This window comes from Paenibacillus sp. NMA1017, from assembly GCF_058895805.1.
Window position 1 is genome coordinate 81,595 of record NZ_JBZXYR010000007.1, and the last position, 20,192, is coordinate 101,786.

19 protein-coding genes are annotated in these 20,192 nt (G+C 48.1%); 11 read left to right on the top strand and 8 right to left on the bottom strand.

All coding sequences use genetic code 11. The features are described 5' to 3' along the window. Nucleotides 1–103 precede the first annotated feature (103 nt). Genes AC5ELV_RS17555 through AC5ELV_RS17575 form a run of 5 tightly spaced genes read left to right on the top strand, consistent with a single transcriptional unit; the run spans nucleotide 104 to nucleotide 4,626 of the window. A complete protein-coding gene (locus tag AC5ELV_RS17555; RefSeq protein WP_493431329.1) occupies nucleotides 104–778 on the top strand; it encodes a response regulator transcription factor in 675 nt (224 codons plus the stop codon). After that, nucleotides 778–2,208, top strand: coding sequence for a sensor histidine kinase (locus AC5ELV_RS17560; protein WP_493431195.1), 1,431 nt, complete (start codon nucleotides 778–780; stop codon nucleotides 2,206–2,208). The genes AC5ELV_RS17555 and AC5ELV_RS17560 overlap by 1 nt, the downstream gene beginning before the upstream one ends. Nucleotides 2,209–2,267: 59 nt before the next feature. Next, a complete protein-coding gene (locus AC5ELV_RS17565; protein ID WP_493431196.1) occupies nucleotides 2,268–3,185 on the top strand; it encodes an ABC transporter ATP-binding protein in 918 nt (305 codons plus the stop codon). Then, nucleotides 3,182–3,898: an ABC transporter permease gene (locus AC5ELV_RS17570; RefSeq protein WP_493431197.1), complete on the top strand. Its 717-nt coding sequence runs from the start codon at nucleotides 3,182–3,184 to the stop codon at nucleotides 3,896–3,898. The genes AC5ELV_RS17565 and AC5ELV_RS17570 overlap by 4 nt, the downstream gene beginning before the upstream one ends. Continuing rightward, complete coding sequence (locus AC5ELV_RS17575; RefSeq protein ID WP_493431198.1) at nucleotides 3,898–4,626, top strand: ABC transporter permease; 729 nt, start codon at nucleotides 3,898–3,900, stop codon at nucleotides 4,624–4,626. Before AC5ELV_RS17570 ends, AC5ELV_RS17575 begins: the two co-directional genes overlap by 1 nt. 70 nt (nucleotides 4,627–4,696) lie before the next feature. Here AC5ELV_RS17575 and AC5ELV_RS17580 read toward each other — a convergent pair whose 3' ends face one another. Beyond that, on the bottom strand, nucleotides 4,697–5,653 hold the full coding sequence (locus AC5ELV_RS17580; RefSeq protein WP_322157618.1) for an L-lactate dehydrogenase: 957 nt from the start codon (nucleotides 5,651–5,653) through the stop codon (nucleotides 4,697–4,699). A 660-nt stretch (nucleotides 5,654–6,313) separates the two neighbouring features. Between AC5ELV_RS17580 and AC5ELV_RS17585 the strand changes: the two genes are divergently transcribed. The 3 genes from AC5ELV_RS17585 to AC5ELV_RS17595 all read left to right on the top strand — a co-directional run bounded on the left by AC5ELV_RS17585 (nucleotide 6,314) and on the right by AC5ELV_RS17595 (nucleotide 8,336). Further along, nucleotides 6,314–7,135 carry a MerR family transcriptional regulator gene (locus AC5ELV_RS17585; protein WP_493431199.1) on the top strand — a complete coding sequence of 274 codons (822 nt, stop codon included), beginning with the start codon at nucleotides 6,314–6,316 and terminating at the stop codon, nucleotides 7,133–7,135. A 143-nt stretch (nucleotides 7,136–7,278) separates the two neighbouring features. Next, on the top strand, nucleotides 7,279–8,100 hold the full coding sequence (locus AC5ELV_RS17590; RefSeq protein ID WP_493431200.1) for a serine/threonine protein kinase: 822 nt from the start codon (nucleotides 7,279–7,281) through the stop codon (nucleotides 8,098–8,100). 116 nt (nucleotides 8,101–8,216) lie between these two features. Further along, the gene (locus tag AC5ELV_RS17595; protein WP_340953961.1) at nucleotides 8,217–8,336 is read left to right on the top strand and encodes a YjcZ family sporulation protein; all 120 of its coding nucleotides are present in this window, start codon (nucleotides 8,217–8,219) and stop codon (nucleotides 8,334–8,336) included. Between the two features lie 145 nt (nucleotides 8,337–8,481). Here the strand turns inward: AC5ELV_RS17595 and AC5ELV_RS17600 are convergent, their stop codons facing one another. The 4 genes from AC5ELV_RS17600 to AC5ELV_RS17615 form a co-directional block, all read right to left on the bottom strand. Next, a complete protein-coding gene (locus tag AC5ELV_RS17600; RefSeq protein WP_061831157.1) occupies nucleotides 8,482–8,667 on the bottom strand; it encodes a hypothetical protein in 186 nt (61 codons plus the stop codon). A gap of 87 nt (nucleotides 8,668–8,754) precedes the next feature. Continuing rightward, entirely contained in the window at nucleotides 8,755–10,308 is a 1,554-nt protein-coding gene (gene gntK, locus AC5ELV_RS17605) for a gluconokinase (RefSeq protein WP_493431201.1), read from the bottom strand. A gap of 41 nt (nucleotides 10,309–10,349) precedes the next feature. Beyond that, nucleotides 10,350–11,711: a GntP family permease gene (locus AC5ELV_RS17610; RefSeq protein ID WP_493431202.1), complete on the bottom strand. Its 1,362-nt coding sequence runs from the start codon at nucleotides 11,709–11,711 to the stop codon at nucleotides 10,350–10,352. A 131-nt stretch (nucleotides 11,712–11,842) separates the two neighbouring features. Next, on the bottom strand, nucleotides 11,843–12,541 hold the full coding sequence (locus tag AC5ELV_RS17615; protein ID WP_493431203.1) for a GntR family transcriptional regulator: 699 nt from the start codon (nucleotides 12,539–12,541) through the stop codon (nucleotides 11,843–11,845). Between the two features lie 193 nt (nucleotides 12,542–12,734). Between AC5ELV_RS17615 and map the strand changes: the two genes are divergently transcribed. Both map and AC5ELV_RS17625 read left to right on the top strand, forming a co-directional pair. After that, nucleotides 12,735–13,481 carry a type I methionyl aminopeptidase gene (gene map, locus AC5ELV_RS17620; protein WP_307351911.1) on the top strand — a complete coding sequence of 249 codons (747 nt, stop codon included), beginning with the start codon at nucleotides 12,735–12,737 and terminating at the stop codon, nucleotides 13,479–13,481. Nucleotides 13,482–14,255: 774 nt separating this feature from the next. Further along, nucleotides 14,256–15,218: a glycoside hydrolase family 26 protein gene (locus AC5ELV_RS17625; protein ID WP_493431204.1), complete on the top strand. Its 963-nt coding sequence runs from the start codon at nucleotides 14,256–14,258 to the stop codon at nucleotides 15,216–15,218. A 172-nt stretch (nucleotides 15,219–15,390) separates the two neighbouring features. Here the strand turns inward: AC5ELV_RS17625 and AC5ELV_RS17630 are convergent, their stop codons facing one another. Both AC5ELV_RS17630 and AC5ELV_RS17635 read right to left on the bottom strand, forming a co-directional pair. Beyond that, entirely contained in the window at nucleotides 15,391–15,888 is a 498-nt protein-coding gene (locus AC5ELV_RS17630) for a CcdC family protein (RefSeq protein WP_493431205.1), read from the bottom strand. Between the two features lie 165 nt (nucleotides 15,889–16,053). Next, complete coding sequence (locus AC5ELV_RS17635; RefSeq protein ID WP_493431206.1) at nucleotides 16,054–16,530, bottom strand: disulfide oxidoreductase; 477 nt, start codon at nucleotides 16,528–16,530, stop codon at nucleotides 16,054–16,056. A 237-nt stretch (nucleotides 16,531–16,767) separates the two neighbouring features. Between AC5ELV_RS17635 and AC5ELV_RS17640 the strand changes: the two genes are divergently transcribed. After that, nucleotides 16,768–17,394 carry a nitroreductase family protein gene (locus AC5ELV_RS17640; protein ID WP_493431207.1) on the top strand — a complete coding sequence of 209 codons (627 nt, stop codon included), beginning with the start codon at nucleotides 16,768–16,770 and terminating at the stop codon, nucleotides 17,392–17,394. Between the two features lie 106 nt (nucleotides 17,395–17,500). On the opposite strand, the gene mprF is transcribed toward AC5ELV_RS17640, so the two are convergent. Continuing rightward, on the bottom strand, nucleotides 17,501–20,143 hold the full coding sequence (gene mprF, locus AC5ELV_RS17645) for a bifunctional lysylphosphatidylglycerol flippase/synthetase MprF (protein WP_493431208.1): 2,643 nt from the start codon (nucleotides 20,141–20,143) through the stop codon (nucleotides 17,501–17,503). Nucleotides 20,144–20,192: the final 49 nt, after the last annotated feature.

Below are 20,192 nucleotides of genomic sequence, written 5' to 3' on the forward strand. Positions count from 1 at the left end.
CATATGTCGTATAAGGTAGTTATTAACCTTTTTAAGTGGGTTATGTACCATAAATGCTATAATGCCCATTACATAAAAGAAAAACGATAAGTAGGTGCCCATGATGAAAACAAATGTGTTATACATCGAAGATGATCAGGATATCGGTGCTTGGACGCATCAGTATTTGGAAGAGCGGAATTACGCAGTAGTATGGCTTCGCAGCGGGGAGGGGGCTGTGGAAGCAGCCCGTACGTGCCAGCTCGTGATTTTGGATGTGATGTTACCCGGTCTGGATGGATTCACCATAGGGAAGCGGCTCAAGAAAGAGTACCCGGAGCTTCCCATTCTCATGTTGTCTGCCCGTACATCCATTGACGATAAGCTGCAAGGACTGGATTTTGCCGACGATTATGTAACCAAGCCCTTTCACCCGGACGAGCTCATAGCACGTATGGAAATTTTGCTGCGCCGATCGGGAACCGTGCCCGAAGAATCCTTGCAACTGGGGCATCTCTCTGTGTTCTCTCCTGATAACCGTATTGTGAACCGTGATACCGGGGAGGAAATTACACTGACAGGCAAGCAATATCACATTTTTGCTTATTTGCTGCGGCATTTGGGCCAGATTATGACGAAAGAACAAATGTATGAAGCGGTATGGGGAGATCCATATATCGACGGGGACAAAACTTTAATGGTTCACATCCGACACCTTCGCGAAAAGCTGGAGATTGATCCTGCGGCACCTCGCATCATTGAGACGATCCGTGGTGTAGGATATCGGGTGAAAGCATAATGAGCAGGACGCGCAAGGATTGGAGAAGGCTGCACCCCAGCTCTAGGCCGGGTCAGGGAGGTCGGTTTCGCAGTTCACTGTTGTTCCGTTATCTGGTCATTATTATGGTTGCTATGATGTTGTTGCCCATTGTGTTGCCTGCTACAGCCTTGATATATAGCGTGTTATTAAATTGGGGGGCGGAGTCCAAGCCTAAAAACGCTTACTATCCCTCTGCTACCTATACCGAAAATAGCTGGCATCGCGAAGCTGTAGCCTTGAAAGGAGCCACACCAGAGCAAATCTCAGTCCATCTGCGCAAAATACAACAAGATATGTTCCCTAACTCACAAATATTTTGGGTGGATACCGCAGGGTTAACAAGGTTGGAGTTACCGACACAACCTAACCTGCCAAAACAATGGAACGCTGCGCAGGCTATAGCTTTTATGAAGCAAGCAAGTTATGAGGAGCCGTTTACGGTAGTAGCCTTTATTGGCGGGGGCAAGAATGATATGAATCAGGGCTATATGGTATTAAAAGTGCCTCGTTCGTTCTTTGAACAGCCACCTACAAATAGTAGCATGTTGATGTACTATCTCTTTTTTATCGTATTGATTCTGGGCGCTTTTATATGCGTATCTCTTCTGTTTTTTGGAGGCATTCGGCGTAGACTGTTGCAGCTTCAGGCCGCCATGTCGCAGCGAGGAGAGGATGGCTTGCCTATTCTTGTTGCTGCTGGACGCCCGGATGAAATCGGCAAGCTGGAAGAAGCATTTAATCAAATGGTCGAGCAGTTGGCAGAGAGTCGGGGACGTGAGCGTCAGGAGGAAGAGCTGCGGAAGAGACTGGTCGCGGATCTATCACACGATATTCGGACGCCGCTTACGGTCGTGCGTAGCCATCTGTATACACTAGATGGTGAAAATCTGAGCAGCAGAGGGAAACAGTCGATTACCCTGATGGAAAACAAGCTAAAAGACCTTGGGAGTCTGATCGATAATCTGCTCACCTATAATCTGTTAGCTAGTGGGAAATACACTATGAATAACACACCGCGTGATATCCTGCGGCTAGTGCGAGAGTGTGTAGCCAGCTGGTATCCGGTGTGGGAAAAGGAGGGCTTTGAAGTGGATATCGACCTGCCTGAGCATAGTATGGTGTGGAATGTCGATGAGCAAGGCTTCCGTCGTCTGCTGGACAATCTCTTTCAAAATGTAGTTCGCCATGCTGCCTCAGGCCGATATATCGGTGTTCAAGTACGGAAAAATAATGGGAAAGAGGCATTAGTTATCACAGATAAAGGGCCCGGTATGGAGCAACAGTCCAGTGCAAAAGGAGCTGGGATTGGTTTGGCGATTACAGAACTGCTGGCTCGCGAAATGAATTTGGAGAGGGAGATTTTCAGTTCATCAGCCGGGACCCGAATCTGTTTTTTAAACAAAACTTAAACTCGGTGTCCCCTTGGCTTTAAACTTGGCACGTTACGATAGGTGTCGAGGTGAGGAACTTGAACGAATACATTATTGAAACGAACAGTCTCAGCAAAATATACAAAGGCCGCGCGGCGGTTAATCAGCTGGACCTGAAAATAGCCCGAGGAGATATTTACGGATTTCTGGGTCCGAATGGAGCGGGGAAAACGACGACGATCCGCATGCTGCTTGGACTTATTCGCCCAACTCGAGGAACGATCCGTATATTCGGCAAAGATATTCGCAGACATAAGCTTGATATTTTGCGTAAGGTCGGCTCGTTGGTGGAGTATCCTTCGTATTATGGTCATTTGAACGCCATTGAAAATCTGGAGGCCATTCGCCGTATTTTAAATGTACCCAAGCAAAACATTGCGGAAGTGTTAGAGGTCGTCCGACTGACCAAGCATGCCAAACGTCCAGTCAAAGGCTACTCGCTGGGCATGAAGCAGAGACTGGGTATTGCAGCCGCCCTGCTTGGGAATCCCGAAGTGCTCATTTTGGATGAGCCTACGAATGGCTTGGACCCGGAGGGTATTCAGGAGATGCGCACATTGATTCAGGAGATGCCCAAGCAACGGGGGATCACCGTGCTGGTATCCAGCCATCTGTTGAGCGAGGTAGAGCATATGGCGAATACCGTGGGTATTATCCGTGAAGGAGAGTTGGTCTTTCAAAACACGATCCATAATCTCCGTCAGGAATCCGCAGGCGGGATTCGGATCGTAGTGTCGGAACCGGAAGCCGCCCAGTTGATTGCACGTGAGCAGGGCTACCATTCGGTGAAGGACGGGTCGGCGCTGGAATTCGAGAACATGAATGATGCGGCTGTTGCGCTGCTGGTCAGAAGATTGGTCGAAAATACGCATGCTGTATACCGTGTGGAGGAACACCGCAAATCGCTGGAAGATATGTTCATGCAGGTGGTGGGCAAAGGAGGAGCTTCCTTATGATGCTACGAGCACTGATGGCGGATCTGCTCAAAGCACGTAGAAAGGGAATCTGGTTCCTGGTGTTTCTCGGTCCTCTGGGGCTGGTGGCCATGCAGGCGCTGAACTTTGGACTCCGCTATGACTATCTGATTCCGCGATACAAGGGACGTTTATGGGAAAGCTTGATGGATAACATCGCTGTTTTCGTCCCCCTTGCGCTGGTATTAGGAGCCACCATGGTTGCTTCCATGCTGGCGAATGTGGAACATTCGTCTAACTCCTGGAAGCAACTGTTGGCTTTGCCGATTTCCAAATTCAGCGTCTATATGGCCAAGCTGACACTGGCGATCGGGATGCTGTGTGTGTCCTGTGTACTCCTGACGGCCGGAACGTGGGGACTGGGCATGCTACTCGGCTTCGGGGGAGAGCCCGCACCCGTAGGGGAACTGCTACGACTCGGGTTTTGGCCCTTGGGCGGCACGCTGCCTATGCTCGTATTGTTGTTGTGGTTAACGGTCACGTTCCATAATCAGGCGCTGCCTGTAACACTGGGCATTACGTTAGGCATCGGCAGCTTGTTTGCTTCGCAGCTGTCCGAATGGTTTCCATTGGCTTGGCCTCAATTCGCATGGGTTGCACCTCAAGCGTGGATGTTTGCGTCCGTCGGTTGCGGAACGGGTGTGCTTCTCAGCCTGCTGACAGCGGCCCATTTTAGCCGAAAGGATGTGGCGTAATGTTCGGAGGATATGTACGGCTGCTTTCTGTTGAACGGTTGAAAATGGCGAAATCGCCCGTCTGGCTGCTCGCGCTCGTCAGCCCGGCGATTGCCGTCCTGATTGGTTTGCTGGCAAATCCAGGAGGGAATTGGCAGGTGTTGTTGTCTGCCATGCTTACAGTTCATGCGCTGCTGTTCATGCCGATGCTGACCGCCGTATTTGCATCTCTGGTCTGCCGATTCGAGCATGGGGGCGGCGGTTGGAAGCAACTCATGTCATTGCCATTGTCCCGCACCAGTCTGTACGCGGCCAAGCTGACCATCATTATGGCCTTGGTCGGATTGACCCAGCTACTGTTCGGAGGAGCGCTGCTGGGTGTTGGAGCTGTGCAGGACATGAACGGACCGATTCCATGGGCCGTGATCGCTCAAAGTTTGCTCGCAGGCTGGGTAGCCTGCCTGCCGCTGGCTGCGTTGCAGTTGATGGTGTCCTTCCTGTGGTCCAGCTTTGCCGCACCGCTTGCGTTGAATTTCGTATTCACCGTGCCGAATATTCTGGTCGCCAATTCTCAAACCTACGGTCCGTACTATCCATGGACACAGCCTTTATTGGCGATGATGCCGAGTGGAAGAGACAACTTCGGGGCGTTCATGGTGCCAACTGATACACTGTTGACGGTTATAATGGGTAGCTTTGTCGTATTTACGGTGGCGGGACTGACGGTATTTCGTTATAAAGAGATATAGGGCGAAATACGGGGACTGCAAAAACTCCTTATCCTAAATGAGGTAAGGAGTTTTTTACTGTGCTATTGGTTTACACTAAGCCTGAAATGGCACGGATATTATTGCTGATAAGGTGGCAAGAGGCGTCGAACTTCGCTTGTTCTTCTGGACTTAGCTCCAGCTCGATGACCTCTTGAATTCCTTTGCTGCCGATAATCGCTGGAACACCCGTGCAGACATCTGTGTGCCCGTACTCGCCGTCCAATACAGCAGAGACCGCTATAATTTTACCATCATCATTTAAAATGGAACGGGTAATGTACGCCAGCGCATTGGCAATACCAAAATAAGTGGCCCCTTTGCGGGTAAAGATCTCCCAGCCTGCATCACGAGTTTTACGGGCAATGTCGTCCAGATCGACGTGGCTGAATCGTTCCTTATGCTGCCGTAAAATGTGTAAAAGCGGCTTACCGCCAATCGTGACGTGTGACCAGGCAACGAATTGGGATTCGCCATGCTCGCCAAGAGCATATCCTTGTACGCTGCGTGGATCTATGGAAAATACTTCAGAAAGCAACGTCTTAAGTCGGGATGAGTCAATGGAGGTGCCCGTGCCGATCACCTTGTTGCGCGGCAGACCGGATATACTTTGTACCATATACGTTACAATGTCGACAGGATTAGCGGCAATGACGAATATACCGTCGAAGCCACCCTCCATAATCGCTGTTACAATCTCTCTGGTAATAAGCACTGCGTCGTCCAGCACAGATAGGCGGTCTTGACCCGGTTTAGGGTTGGCTCCAGCCGTTATAATCACCACGTCCATATCCGTACAGTCTGCATACGTGCCTGCACGCACCTTGGTACGTGTAGACGTAAAATCCATACAATGGGACAGATCCAATGCATGGGCCAAAGCCCGATCATACGTGCGGTCAATCATCATGATCTCATCACAAATGGACTGATTAACCATTGAGTAGGCACAGCTCGAACCGACCATTCCCGCGCCGACAATAGCTACTTTCCTTGCCTTCCCCTTCATCTATGTTGCCTCCTCGTTCCAGCGAACGTTAATATGCTACAAATTATGCCTGAAATCCATTTTACGTTACATAACATAACATATTGCTGATCTTTTGAAAATATCCATTTTTTTGTCTCCATTCCGGGAAATTAAAGATAAACTGTGAATAGAGGTGTTCTTTAGGATTAATTATAGAATGAACGTAAATTATCAATACTTTTACTGGAAGATAGGAGAGCACATTTCAATTTATATTTAAGGTGACTGCTGTATAAATTATAACATGAACTATATTGATGGAAGGAATAGTGCCATAGAAATAATGAAAGTGTGACATTTATGTGACGCTCTTTAAAGAGTCTTTAGTGTACATAGAACGAAGTATTCTCTGCAATGTCGTTTCTTGTATATCTGAGGATTTTGCAAAAATCCCTTAAGCGACTTCCAATGAACAAGATAAAGATCGAAATGGTTTAGTTCGTCTATATCTTGCACTTTGGAGCGACTGGAATCGAATTTTGCGAAATCCTGGTATATCTACAAATATTTCGTTATGACAAAGGTTCTTAGCAGTCTGCAATATTAGAACATTTTTGCCAAAGGGTTTCCAATGGATTTCGCGAATTCTACATATACAAGCTTATTTCTTTCCATACCATCCGGGGAGGTAATGATTAAATGGAAGAAAGCAAATCGACGACGGAAGCAGCAAAACAGTTGGGAATCGGGGCGAGTACCCTTCGTAAATATGCAGCGGCGCTGGAGGAGCAGGGGTATGTGTTTCAGCGTTCCGCGAATCAATCGAGGATGTTCAGTGCTGAGGATGTTGAGTGCTTGAAGCTGATGCGGAGGGCGTTGCGTGAGCAGCATATGACGATGGAGCAGGCGGTTCAGGTGGTGCTTGAGAGAGTGACCGCTCCCTTTCAAATGGAGGATGAAGAATTCCGCTTGCCACCCATCTCGGATGCTGAGTCATTGACCGCAACCTGGGAAGAAATAATGGCGGCGGCTGAGGGCAGGGAAGAGACGGTCATGCAGGCGCAAGCTGCTGCTACGGTTGAATTGACAGAGTTACAGGATGAAATGAATGCTCAGGAACTGTCAGAGGAATCCATGCAGTTACAGTCGCAGGAAGAGTTCCAGACTTTGGCATCAGCGATTGAGTATAGATTGGAGCAAGCGCCTGTATCCTTACAAACGCAGGAGTCTGTAGAGTCGCAAGAAATGGCGCAGATGCAGGACATGGTGCAAACCGCATTGTTGGAAATGCGGAGCCGTTTGGAGGAACTGGAAGCAGAGCACAGCCGTTTGGTGGAAAAGAATATCAACCTGTCTAACCAACTGGAGGATCAAAAACGTTGGATGAAAGAAAGGATCGATGAGGAACGGGACCGGCAGTTAATTACTAATTTGCGTACCTACCAGGGCAGGCAACGCAAATCGCGCAGTTCGTTGTTGTCCTGGCTTGGTCTGACACCGCGCAGACGCAGAGAGGCATAGCCAGCATCTTTTCTGATAAAGACCATCAGACCTTCCGGGACTGATGGTCTTTTATCGTGGATGGTATAATAACGGAACACAAGAATACTAGAACAAGCCGCATAAGAAACGTTGCTGCGGCATGTAGAGGAAAGGATATAAGTATGTTTGCATGGTTGCGGAACGCATATGAATCATGGTTGGATTATCCGAAACAGCCTGGCGATTTACTGAGCGGACGTTATGATGTTCGTTCGCTTTTAGGCATGGGGAGCTATGGTCTGACCTATCTCTGTTTGGATCGGCACAGCGGACAAGAGGTGGCGGTGAAAATGCCCAGACCGAGCAAACGGGCGAAGGCAGTTCAACTATTGCAGCGCGAGGCTCATATTATGCGGCAGATGGAACACCCCTATATTCCGAAGCTACTCGAAAGTGTCGAACATTCGAACGGAATAGTTGTGGTCATGGAATACATCTCCGGCATGACGCTGGAGGAGCTTATATTTGAACAGGAGCGTTCCTTTACAGAACAGGAATGCGTTGTCTACATTTTGGAGTTAATGGAGCGAGTTCTGCATGTACATGAACGGGGCTATATCCATCGGGATATCCGCATTCCCAATGTGATTCACCGTGAGGGGAAGCCTTACCTGATCGACTTTGGTCTTGCTCTGGCGGTGGGAGAGCGACAGGAGGATGTATTTACCGAATCCATGCTGGAAAAGCGCGCACTCGAGCGACAAGATGTCGCCGTCTACAGCGATTTGTACGATGTCGGACATTTAATGCTTTTTATGCTGTATAGCAGTTACGAGCCTCAGCCGGATCAACCGCCGGCAAGCTGGCAGGAAGAATTGAAGCTGAGTTCACCTGTGCGTCATATGCTGGAGCGTCTTTTTCAGATTCGGCCACGTTATGAGAATAGCCGACAGTTTATGCAAGAGCTGGAGGAAGCATTGTTGCTGCTTGAGGTTAACCCATAACGTTAATTCCTGAAAATAAACAGGCATTCGCCGCAAAAATGGGGGAATGCCCCCCTTACGCATTTGACCAGGTCTACATACAATGATCCTGTAAATGAGCGAAGGGAGTGTTGTAAATGAGTCATATGTGTGGAGTAGGCGGAATGGGTTATGGTGTAGGAGCATGGACCTCTGTAGGAGCAATTCTGGTTCTGTTTATTTTGTTGGTGATCATCTCTAAAACCCTGTTTCTGTAATTTCGGTCATGGCCGATTTCCTGTACAATGCACCGATGTTGCCCTGCATAACGAAGGGCGCACAACAATAAAGCGAAGGCCCTTGAGATGAGAAGGGTCTTCGCTTTAGTTACGCTCTATTCCGTCGCTACTACTTGTTGTTTGGCTAAGAACTGGAGTAATGACGGCGTTTATCTTTGTAATATCGGTGTCCATTGTGGCTATTCTTGTAACCGTCTGAAGAAGAATGGCGTTTACGTTCACGTTCGTAATAACGGTCTGAGCTGCTGTATCGCCGCTTATGAGAATGAGAGGTGGAATGTAGCAGGCGGTGCAGTAATTGTTTGAGCATCGTCTAATCCTCCTTCTTACCCTGCCCAACTGACATAGACAGGTTTTTATAAAACGGTAATACGCAGCAGCGTTAGAACAGGTTCCACTAATTTAAAGATTGTAGGGACTTGGCCTGAAATTCCGCAATATCCTTGAATTCTTCTTCGAATTTACGTGAAATGCGAATATAAATCGGCAGTAAATCACGATAAATATCCACGTGTTCTGCTACCGGTTTGTGCTGGTGAGTGGTACCGATCATACCGGACACAGCATCCAGCGAATCAATCCGTCCCAGTGCGTACAAGCCTAGAATAGCTGCGCCCAGACATGAGCTTTCCAGACTTTCGGGGATAATGACTTCCTGATCAAAAATATCTGCCATGAGCTGTCTCCATAGCTCCGAGCGTGCAAATCCACCCGTGGCGTGAATGACTGACGGTCTGTCGATGACTTCTTCCATGGCGAGCATGACGGTATACAAATTGAACAGCACACCTTCCAGGGCGGCGCGAATCATATGCTCTTTTTTGTGACGCAGGGACAGACCGAAGAAGGAGCCGCGAGCATTCGGGTCCCACAGGGGCGCACGTTCACCGGATAAGTACGGAAGAAAGAGCAGACCGTCGGAACCAGGACGTACCTGTTCCGCAATTTGGGTCAGTACATGATATGGATCAAGTCCCAGTCGTTTGGCCGTTTCCACCTCGGAGGCTGCAAATTCATCCCGGATCCAGCGGAAGACTATACCTCCGTTGTTCACCGGGCCGCCGATGACCCACAGCTTTTCGGTCAAGGCGTAACAGAAGAAGCGTCCTTTGGCATCCGTAAGCGGCTTATCAACTACAGTACGGATGGCTCCGCTGGTGCCGATGGTAACCGCGACGACTCCAGGCTTGATCGCATTCACACCGAGGTTGGACAAGACACCGTCACTGGCCCCAATCACAAAAGGAGTCGTCTCCAGTAGGCCCATGTCATGCGCATAGGTCTCATCCAGCCCTTTGAGCACATGAGTTGTCGGCACCAACTCGGATAGCTGCTCCTTCGTCACACCTGCAATGTGTAGCGCTTCCTCGTCCCAGTCCAGCTGTTGCAAATTCATGAGTCCGGTTGCAGAGGCAATCGAGTGATCCACGACATATTGGTGGAATAACCGGGCAAAGACGTACTCCTTAATGGAAATGAATTTGTACGTCTGGGCCACAACATCCGGTAAATCCCGTGTAATCCACATCAGTTTCGTTAGCGGTGACATGGGATGAATGGGCGTGCCGGTGCGTAAGTAAATGTCGTGTCCGTTGTATTCATGTTTGAGCGCTTCGGCCCATTTGGCGCTACGGTTATCTGCCCAAGTGATGGAGGCGGTCAGCGGTTTGCCGTTCTTATCCACCGCCAGTACACTGTGCATGGCCGAACTGAAGGAGACGAACAGCACATGCTCGGCTGACACTCCGCTTTGTTTCATGACCTCTTGCACCGTCGTCACGACAGCTTTGAAAATATCTTCCGGGTCCTGTTCTGCCGCATCCGGCTCAGGTGTATGGAGCGGATAGCCCACATGGTGCTGGGCGGCAATATTGCCGTTTTCTTCGAAAAGCACCGCTTTGGTACTGGTCGTACCGATATCGACGCCGATCATATATCGGATGTCTGTCATATTCAATCTCCCCTTCACTTACCGTTATTAGCTCATTATCGTTAAATTAACACACTCAGCAGCATAATCAAACCGAAAGCGACCAGGGAGAGGATGGTTTCCATAACGGTCCATGATTTTAGAGTCTGCGGAACCGTCATATTGAAAAATTCTTTAATCATCCAAAAACCAGCGTCATTCACATGAGACAAGATCAGCGACCCTGCTCCTGTAGCAAGGACGACCAGTTCGACATTCGCACCGGGAGTAAGCGCCAGCACAGGTGCGACAATACCGGAGCCTGTCGTCATCGCGACTGTCGCTGATCCAGTGGCTACACGAATGAGCGCAGCGACCAGAAAAGCAAATACAATCACATTCATATGGGCTCCTGTAGCGACCGCTGCAATGGCCTGACCTACACCGCTGTCGATCAATACCGTTTTAAATGCACCACCGCTCCCGATAATTAAGATAATAGAGGCTGTTGGTGCCAGACATTCACTGGTAAAACGGGACAAGTCCTCTTTCTTTAGACCACGTGCATAGCCTAGCGAGAAAAAAGAAAACACGGCCGCAATCAGCAATGCCATAACCTCATCACCAATGAATTTGAAAAATACAGAGAGCGGATGTGTATTGGCTGGGTCTACGATTTCAGCGACTGATCCGCTAAGCATTAGAATAACAGGTAACAAAATGGTGAACAAAGTAATCCAAAAAGGAGGTAACGACCGTCCCGTCGTATTTCTGAACTGCTCGTCCAGTTTCTCGGAAGGTCTGACCATGATTCTTTTACCAATCCAAGCGCCGAAGACCGGGCCTGCAATAATGGCGGATGGGATGCCCACGATGAGTGCATATCCTATCGTGCGTCCAATATTGGCGTTAAAGGCTTCAATCGCGATCATTGGAGCCGGGTGGGGGGGTAAAAGACCGTGTACTGTCGATAGTCCTGCCAGCATTGGAATACCGATTTTCAGCAGAGACATATTCATTTTACGGGCAACCGTGAACAGGATGGGAATTAATAAAATAATACCAACCTCAAAAAAAACCGGAATGCCCACGATAAAGCCTACGATCATCATCGCCCAATGAACGTGTTTTTCACCAAAACGATCCATCAGTGTGGTCGCGATGCGTTCGGCACCGCCGGATTCTGCCATCATTTTACCGAGCATTGTGCCTAAACCGATCACGATGGCGATGGAGCCGAGTGTACTGCCGAGCCCTTTGGTGATGGAGGCAGTAACTTCATGTCCAGGCATCCCGTTAACCAGTCCGAGAAATACCGACGAAAGCAGCAGTGAAACGAAGGGATTCCATTTGAATTTGGCAATTAGCAAAATCAAAAGAATGACGGTAACTAGCGCCCATATGAGCAGGGACGCGTTATGGCTTAAGCCGAATAATGTGTTCATGAAGGTATGCCTCCTTATTCTTATATGTATAGCTAAATGTATACTTGTCGACAACTTCAATTAAAAGAGAACCGCGCCAGCGAGAAACGCATAAAGCGCGGTACATCGGCTCTTTGTCACGCACGTTGTGGCTAGGACGATGTCTTTCTTCTGTAGGGAGACAGGACGCTATCGTTAACCGCGTTGCGGGTATCTCGATAATGATCCTCAATAAATCCCGACAACTCCTGAGCATTCCCTCCATTTAAAGCGTTTGCAAAGGTTCGATGTTTGTGAATCGTGCCTTGTGATTCTTCGATGTTGGACGCAAATCGTTGTTCTGTCGCAGCTAACATGACCGTTAGGATTAGCTGTCTCATACCGTTCCAGGTATGAAGAATACGAGTATGGCCTGCTTCCAGAACCAGAGCCTCATGAAACTTAAAATCCTGAAGAGAAAATTCAACGACATCCCTGTACTTGAGAGCGACTTCCATTTTGTCAATCATCTGATTCAAAACAGTCACCAATGTGGCATTATCACTATGTACATACCTTTGTACAACAAAATGCTCAATCAGCATTCGCACATCGAATAGCTCCTCCATATCACCGGGTGTCATGCCGACGACAATCGCTCCCATGCGCTCCAAACGGATCAGTCCTTCGCCCGAGAGTGCCTTCATGGCTTCACGCACCGGAGAACGACTGGTACCAAAATCGGCAGCAATCTGATTCTCAGATAGCACAGTGCCTGGTGTCTGAATGCCACGTATAATCTGAAGCCGAAGTTCACAAGCAATCCTTTCCCCAAGCGATGCGCCCTGTAACCAGGTTGTTGGATATTTCATAGGATACTCCTATCTTGGAAATGATTTTGCATACTGGTATACAAGTTATGGAATATTATATACCCCGTTTAAGATCCTTGTAAACGGTATCAGTTGACATCGGTTCCATTTCGCTGCTTTTAGCGTTACAATAGAAGCAGAAAAAAGAAGCAGTGAAAAGTGGAACGAACACGGAAAAGAAGGAGACCGTTTAATGATTATCATTAAAACCAAAGAACAAATTGAAAATATGAAAAAAGCTGGAGACATTTTGGCTGCTTGCCACCGGGAAATTGCCAAAATGATCAAGCCGGGCATTACGACACTAGAAATTGACGCCTTTGCGGAAGCCTTTATGAAGAAGCATGGCGCAACACCGGAGCAAAAGGGCTATAACGGCTACCAGTTTGCAACTTGTGGCTCACCTAACGATGTGATTTGCCACGGCTTTCCAAATAAGACACCGTTGAAGGACGGGGACATCGTGACGATCGACATGGTTGTGAACCTGAATGGCTGGCTGGCAGATTCCGCTTGGTCGTATGCGGTGGGTAATGTGTCTGAGCAGGCGCAAAAGCTGCTGGATGTTACCAAGGAATCGCTGTATAAAGGGATTGAGCAAGCCGTTATTGGTAACCGGATCGGTGATATTTCCCATGCGATACAAACTTACGCGGAAGCGGAAGGCTTCTCGGTTGTACGCGAATTTATTGGGCACGGCATCGGGGAAGAGATGCATGAGCAACCGCAGGTTCCACATTACGGACCTCCGCACCGGGGACCACGCTTAAAAGAGGGTATGGTCATTACGATTGAGCCGATGCTCAACACGGGCACATACCGCAGTAAAATTGATGCGGACGGCTGGACCGCACGCACGTTGGACGGCGGCTTGTCTGCGCAATACGAGCATACGCTGGCCATTACAGCAGAGGGTCCGATCATTTTGACCCAGCAATAAAAGCAGGCATCCACCGCATGGAAACAGATTACCGTGGTGAATGGGCTAGACATATTACAAAAAGGGGCTGTCCAGGGGACAGTCCCTTTTTGCTACGTGCATTCTATTAAGGTCCAGTACAAAAAATTTGCTGCGGCGGGTGAAGAACCTAAGCTTTTAGCTCAGGACATTCGTGCCTTCTACAAGCCTTTTAGAGCGAAAAAAAATTAATCAAGATCCAACGGGTGCATGGACTGGATAAAGAATAGGAAACTGCGGGGAATAAAAGTTTCACCTCCAAAAACCGATTTTGGCGAAAAGGCGAATATCGGTTTTTTTCGTTTCATGAGTGCCAGGCCACCATTTTAACGAAAATGTACGCTATGCCATCAGAGTGATCAGCTTAGTTCTGATAGACGTTAGGATACGTTAAGTGTGTGATTATGAATCTTCTATATAGTACAAAAATAACAATAATTTGAAAACAAATTCATAAGAATGAAATAAAAAAATTTCCTTTATTACACACTTAGTCCCTACCACATTTTTCAGAAATTGTTTGTTTATTGTTATATGAATTATTTTTTTACTCTAATAGAACTATTTCAACTTTTTTCCTTGATGTCGATGTAATTGAGGATCACAAAAACGTATTCCTTTAGGAAGATGCAGATCCACTCGCTAAAACGAAAAACATGTAGGTTGCGAGTCAGAATTGTCCTAGGGGAATATCGGTCACATCTTAAGTCTTGCGATTACAAACAGCAAGATATAAACATCAGGAGGATAACCATTATGAATTCATTCAAGAAAACGAAGAGCTTGATCGGCGCCCTGACCGGGGCTGCATTATTATTGTCGCTACCGATGACGGCAGGCGCGGAGAGCAATATCAACTATACTGGCATGTTCCTGGGCTATGATAGAACTGTAAACACCAGTCCTGTCTGGACCTACAACCCTGACATCGTCTCTTATGATCTGCAGAACTGGAACCAGGGGGGAACCGATACAGCATCCATTACCTCCGATAGCGCCTCCGCCATCCAAGACTTGGGGAAAATCGTCACCGTTTCCACCCACATGCCCAATCCCCAGGGTGGAAATGTAAACGCCCCAATGTCTGATTCCGATTTTACGATCTTGGCCAATACAGACATTGCATCCATCAATTCGTCCAGCCCCGCATGGCTGCAAAATTATAAGGCCCAGGTTGACAACGTCGTGAACGGCCTGCAAAAGTTTAACTCATCCCCTGTTTACTATAGACCCTTCCATGAAATGAACGGAGGCTGGTTCTGGTGGGGAGACAAGAACACGACGGACTATAAGAACCTGTACATCAATCTGTACAATTACATTGTGACGACCAATGGCATGTCCAACGTCAATTTTGTCTATGCTCCTAATAAAGGAGCCAACGCGGCTGCTTATTACCCCGGCTCCAGCTATGTCACCTGGATTGGCATCGATGCCTACAGCGACGATCCGTCCAATGACAATGAAATCAAGATGGCTTACAATGACATCAAAGGACTTGGCAAAACTTATGGCTTCAGCGAAATTGGACCAGCCGTGGGCGGCGACCATGTGGATCTCAACAATAATCAACTCAAGAAATTTGATTATTCGCTTTGGAACAAGGCCCTGAATGAAATCTACACTGGAGCAAGCTTCTTTATCACCTGGGATGGCGCTTATGCTCCGCAGAACAATACAAACGGCAGCACACTGTTTACAAAGGAAAGCTCCCAGTAAGTGTCTAGCGCCCGGCGTTCGGGCAAGACGGGAATGTAGCCTCCGATGGTCTAAAAAGACCAAAAAGACCAAAAAGACCAAAAAGACCAAAAGGACGCGGCCTCCTGTCGGGAGAACGTGTCTTTTTGGTCTATACAGCAACATGCGGACATGCATGTTAAAAACCCGTTTGTCAGATGCGAACTTCTGTCTCTTTCGGAACGAACTGACGATATTGAAAATACATACGAAGCCGCCAGTGTAACAAGGTCCCGAAGGCTAGGATGAAAAATAGCCCTGCCGTCTGCGGAATGGTAATGTAATGCTGAATAAATTCATGCAGCAGCAATCGGACGATCAGCAGGCTGATCAGGATAAAAAAGAAGGTACGTGAGCGTTGCACGAAAACCAGCCCTTCTTGCAATTCAAATTTGGTGCTGCGGATCAGCGGGTAAGAAAAAATAAACCAGCCGACCAGAAAAGCGCCCAGCGCCCAAAGCCAGGGAACCCGTACTTCCGGCACGACAAACATCATAAAACCGGTGCTCATGCCGAGCGGAGGAATGATGATTTTTTTTGCATTAATCGGGCGATGACCTGTCTTCATACGGATGAAAATAGCCGAAATAGCGATTACGATCATACCGAAGGTTGCGCCATATTGCAGCAATGGGGTGCTAATATGAAACATGGACTGGCCCCCTCTATAAGGAATATAAGCGTTATTGGACAGACTGCAAACCTTTTACATTATACCACATATGCAATGGATATATTTAGTTACAGTCTTTCCTCTGGCAAGCGGATTATACGCCTCTTGGTGGTAACAGGTCCTATAATTAGGTCTCTTTCATACTTATGCGAGTTCCTTTGCTTGTACCTCTCCTTGAGCTGATTTTTTCTCCTGACGCATGATATAACCCATGGCTGCAATAATAAGGATAAAGGCGATCAGTGCGAGAAAAGGAATGGTAATAAAATCGAACCAGTTCAGGTAATCCTGTTCACAGGATACTCTGCCGCAGGAAGTTGAAGTTTGCGCAGCTGCTTTGGCGGCTGCATGGATGCGCTGAATGATGAAATGATAGGCTGAAATTGCACCTCCAATGATAGCCAACGGCATGACATAACGGCGTATCCCCGAATCCCCTCGAAAATAGGCGAGCCCGAGTAGAAGGGTCAGGGGATACATCAGAATGCGCTGAAACCAGCACAGCTTACAAGGCTCATACCCCAAAATCTCGCTGAGATACAGACTGCCCAATGTGGCCACACAAGCTACAACCCAGGCGGCAAACAAAGCAATATCCGTTTTTTTAAAAGATCCAATCATAGTAACGCTCCTTTTTTAATTCAAATGAGAACAATATGAACTCACCCGTGTCTTGTCCCATCGGCAGGCATCTGCCGATATGTATGTCTTAATCCGTATTGTACTGTATTTTGAGTGCAGGGTCATACTTAAACATATTGACATCATTCACTATCATTTTTATAATTGCAGTAGTTTGGGAAGTTAATGAGGATTCAAGTTAGATATATATATTAAGAAATTAGGAGTGTGCCTAGAATGTCGACCAGTCCAAAAAATGAAACCCTATCTACTATTAGTGAAAGACACGCGGTAAAGAGCTATGTTAAGGATTTTAAATTGCCAGAGGAAGATTTGGAGGCTATTTTGACTGCGGCGATAGAAGCTCCTTCCGCTTGGAACCTTCAACATTGGAAATTCCTTGTTATCGAAAGCGAAGCAGACAAGCAAAAATTGCTGCCTATCGCCTACAATCAGGGCCAAGTAGCGGAAAGTTCCGTTACGATTGCCGTATTGGGTGATTTGGAAGCGAACCGCAACACCGTCATTTATGATCAAGCGGTAGAAGCAGGCGCACTGCCAGCGGAAATCCGCGACGCCTTGGTAGGTCAAATCAACGGCGCGTACCAAAACCCGCAAGTAGCTCGCGATGCCGCCATCCTGAACTCTGCTTTTGCAGCACAAAACATTATGCTGGCTGCTAAATCTCTGGGCTACGATACTTGCGCAATGGGCGGTTTCATTCCAGCACAATTGATCGAGCAATTCAATATTCCAGCACGTTACCTGCCAACCCTGCTTATTAGCGTAGGTAAGGCACAAGTGCCAGCACGTCCATCAGGACGTTTCCCACTGTCTGAAGTTGTTGTAAAAGGCAGCTTCTAAGAAGATTTGTGAATGTAAAAGGGTGTTCCTGCAACCGTTCGTGGTTGGGGAACACCCTTTTTTACGTCGTGTTAGGCTGTCAAAAGCCTTTTGTTTAGCTCTTTGTTTAGTCCGAGCGTTTGGATACGAGATATACTAGCTCCAGCGTCAGGATCGGTAGAAAGACAGAAGCCGGATAGGCCAGATAGCGCGGCTCCCATTGCGGCTTGAACTTATCCTTAAAGCGCCGAAGCCCCTGAAAACCGTAAAAATGCCCCCCGTATTGGAAAACAAGTCGAGCCAGCTTTTCCTCGCGCAATGCCTTTTCGCTTTGTCCTACCTGGGACAGCGGTGCCATTCCCAGATTAAATGTCGTATATCCACTCTCCTTGGCCCACTCAATGACCCGTGTGAATAAGTAATCCATCGTGCCATTTGGCGTGTCAGGCAAGTGGCGCATCAGGTCAATGGAGACCGTCCGTCCATGATCATATGCAGGGGCCATCGTAGCGAAAGCGATGACTTTTCCTTCAGAGTCCTTTAGCAATGCAATCGGAGCCAATTGAAGATAAGGCTCTTTGAACCAGCCGAGTGAATATCCCTTCTCCTTGCGCCCGTCCAGCCAAATATTCGAAACATGACGCATCTCTTCAATCAGTGATGCCTCTAGAGGCGGTTGGATGATTTCGAACGAGTAGCCATCGCGGTCAAAGCGGTTTTTGGCGCTGCGTAGCGCTTGATTGCTTTTACCCGTCAGTGTAAATGATTCCAGCGGCACAAGTGCTTCCTCGCCCAGTTTGAAAAAGCGATAGCCGTTCTCGTGATAGATGGACAAATACTCCGGCGATGCCTGATAAAATACAGCCGTCAACGCATACCGATCTGCGAACCGCTGAAATTCCTGAATGGCTTCACTCACGCGTTCTTTTGGACCGAGGGGGTCACCTAATACAATCAGTTTGTCCCGGCTGCGCGCATAGGGAATGACCACCTGTTCGTTCTTGGTCCAATACAGATATTTATCGCCCAAAAAAAGCATATGAGAAACGAGATTACCACCCTGCCGCTCCAAAAATTCTTTTAGCTTATCCAGCTCCTGCTCGTCGGGTAGATTGGCGATGCTACGCTGAGGTCGAAGAAAGAAATATACCGTTAGGAATACCCATGCCAAAATCAGACTAAACACGGCGGTAACTCCGTAATCGCTGCGGTTCATAAAAAAGTCCAGATGGACCTTGGCATGCAAATGGCGCATAAAAGGAGTGTTGGAGCCTGCCCCAATGATAAAATAAGCTCCGGTTACGAGTAGAGATAATCCACCCCATATTAAGATGTTGTGCCGATTCAGCGGTGCACTGACCCGATAAAACCGCGAACGCGAGATCCATAGCATTAACGCCACAAACAGTAGGAATAAGGCTTCTTCAAAATCTAGACCTTTAGTGAAGGTGAAAATAGCTCCTGTCAGCAGCAGTATCAATGTCAGTCGCAATGCTCTGCGAATACGTAGAGAGATCCCGTGGGACAGGACGACAAGCATAATCCCGATGATGACTGAGATTTCATGCGACAAGCGCATGACGGGCAGGCTGAGCAAATGCTCAGCAAAACGGAGCCGATATAACAGACCTGGCGTAGCTGCCGACAAAAGAAGCACCACGCCAGAGATGAGTACCAGCTTACCAAGCGCCCATACCCCTAGATCTGCCAAAAACCGAAATTGACCAGGCCAGCCCCATACCTTCTGCCAAGCATTAAGGGAGTAATCCCAACCCGTCTCAGCTAGCTGATTCAGGCGCTCGTTACGCGGAATCATTTCCAGCGCGGCTAATACCAAGCCAATGAGCCACGGGATGATGTAATAAAAGACACGAAAGACCAGCAGCACAGCCAGTGCCCGATCTGAGTTGGCTCCCGCCATTTGCAGCCCGAGCAGGGCAATGATGTCGAATGCCCCGACCCCTCCGGGTGCAAGACTGATCAACCCGGCAATCGCGGCTATCACATAAATGCCGAACACAGCATGCATCGGCAGTTCATGGAGCAAGTGCGAGCCGATCCATGCAAAGGTAAGGCCAGCCAACAGCCATTCCAGCAGGGAAGCACTGATGGAAGCGGAGATGGTGGACCAGGAAAGCTGTCCTTCTCCCTTGTTGAACCATGTGGAATACCGTTTGGAGCGCTGCATGATCAGAAATAGCGGCAGGTACAACGCCATTCCCCACAGCGCCCAATGAAGCCACGGATGAGCATCCAGTACAGGCTGTACCGGATACAGATGGACAATGGCTCCCCAAGCCAGCAAAGATAGTCCGGTAATGACGACTGGCGAAAGAAACACGACCGCAGAGGTGATGACACCCAACGGCACCCCGCTTTTTTTATACAGTACTGTGCGAAGTCCCGCTCCTGTAAAGCCTGCAAAACCAAAGACATTATTGAAGGTATTGGAGATCCAAGCGTAGCGAAATGTTGTTCCAGGCTTGACCTGAAGCTTGAAATGATGCCTGATTACGTAATCGTATGCGCTCATAGCCGCCACGGCAGCCAGTGAGAACAAGCCAATCTCGATGAGAAAGGTGGCATCCATTCGCCGCAGTTCATGAAGCATACGCGCCAGATTAAAGTCTTTTAGTTCTCGCCCGGCCTCCCATATAATAAAAGCCAGTACAGCCAACGGTAGCAAAATACGTGTCAATCGTTGCCTGTAGATGGTCATTACGAACTGTACGATTTTAAAAGATTGAATCGGTTTGTGATTAGATTTCATAGATTCACCTGCTTGGAAAAGAATGAGATATACATGGAATGAAGTGATT

Bases quoted from the DNA above. Each gene is read 5' to 3' on its own strand.
- AC5ELV_RS17555 (WP_493431329.1), top strand. From the start codon at position 104: ATGAAAACAAATGTGTTATACATCGAAGATGATCAGGATATCGGTGCT.
- AC5ELV_RS17560 (WP_493431195.1), top strand. From the start codon at position 778: ATGAGCAGGACGCGCAAGGATTGGAGAAGGCTGCACCCCAGCTCTAGG.
- AC5ELV_RS17570 (WP_493431197.1), top strand. From the start codon at position 3,182: ATGATGCTACGAGCACTGATGGCGGATCTGCTCAAAGCACGTAGAAAG.
- AC5ELV_RS17575 (WP_493431198.1), top strand. From the start codon at position 3,898: ATGTTCGGAGGATATGTACGGCTGCTTTCTGTTGAACGGTTGAAAATG.
- AC5ELV_RS17580 (WP_322157618.1), bottom strand. From the start codon at position 5,653: ATGAAGGGGAAGGCAAGGAAAGTAGCTATTGTCGGCGCGGGAATGGTC.
- AC5ELV_RS17585 (WP_493431199.1), top strand. From the start codon at position 6,314: ATGGAAGAAAGCAAATCGACGACGGAAGCAGCAAAACAGTTGGGAATC.
- AC5ELV_RS17590 (WP_493431200.1), top strand. From the start codon at position 7,279: ATGTTTGCATGGTTGCGGAACGCATATGAATCATGGTTGGATTATCCG.
- AC5ELV_RS17595 (WP_340953961.1), top strand. From the start codon at position 8,217: ATGAGTCATATGTGTGGAGTAGGCGGAATGGGTTATGGTGTAGGAGCA.
- AC5ELV_RS17600 (WP_061831157.1), bottom strand. From the start codon at position 8,667: ATGCTCAAACAATTACTGCACCGCCTGCTACATTCCACCTCTCATTCT.
- gntK (WP_493431201.1), bottom strand. From the start codon at position 10,308: ATGACAGACATCCGATATATGATCGGCGTCGATATCGGTACGACCAGT.
- AC5ELV_RS17610 (WP_493431202.1), bottom strand. From the start codon at position 11,711: ATGAACACATTATTCGGCTTAAGCCATAACGCGTCCCTGCTCATATGG.
- AC5ELV_RS17615 (WP_493431203.1), bottom strand. From the start codon at position 12,541: ATGAAATATCCAACAACCTGGTTACAGGGCGCATCGCTTGGGGAAAGG.
- map (WP_307351911.1), top strand. From the start codon at position 12,735: ATGATTATCATTAAAACCAAAGAACAAATTGAAAATATGAAAAAAGCT.
- AC5ELV_RS17625 (WP_493431204.1), top strand. From the start codon at position 14,256: ATGAATTCATTCAAGAAAACGAAGAGCTTGATCGGCGCCCTGACCGGG.
- AC5ELV_RS17630 (WP_493431205.1), bottom strand. From the start codon at position 15,888: ATGTTTCATATTAGCACCCCATTGCTGCAATATGGCGCAACCTTCGGT.
- AC5ELV_RS17635 (WP_493431206.1), bottom strand. From the start codon at position 16,530: ATGATTGGATCTTTTAAAAAAACGGATATTGCTTTGTTTGCCGCCTGG.
- AC5ELV_RS17640 (WP_493431207.1), top strand. From the start codon at position 16,768: ATGTCGACCAGTCCAAAAAATGAAACCCTATCTACTATTAGTGAAAGA.
- mprF (WP_493431208.1), bottom strand. From the start codon at position 20,143: ATGAAATCTAATCACAAACCGATTCAATCTTTTAAAATCGTACAGTTC.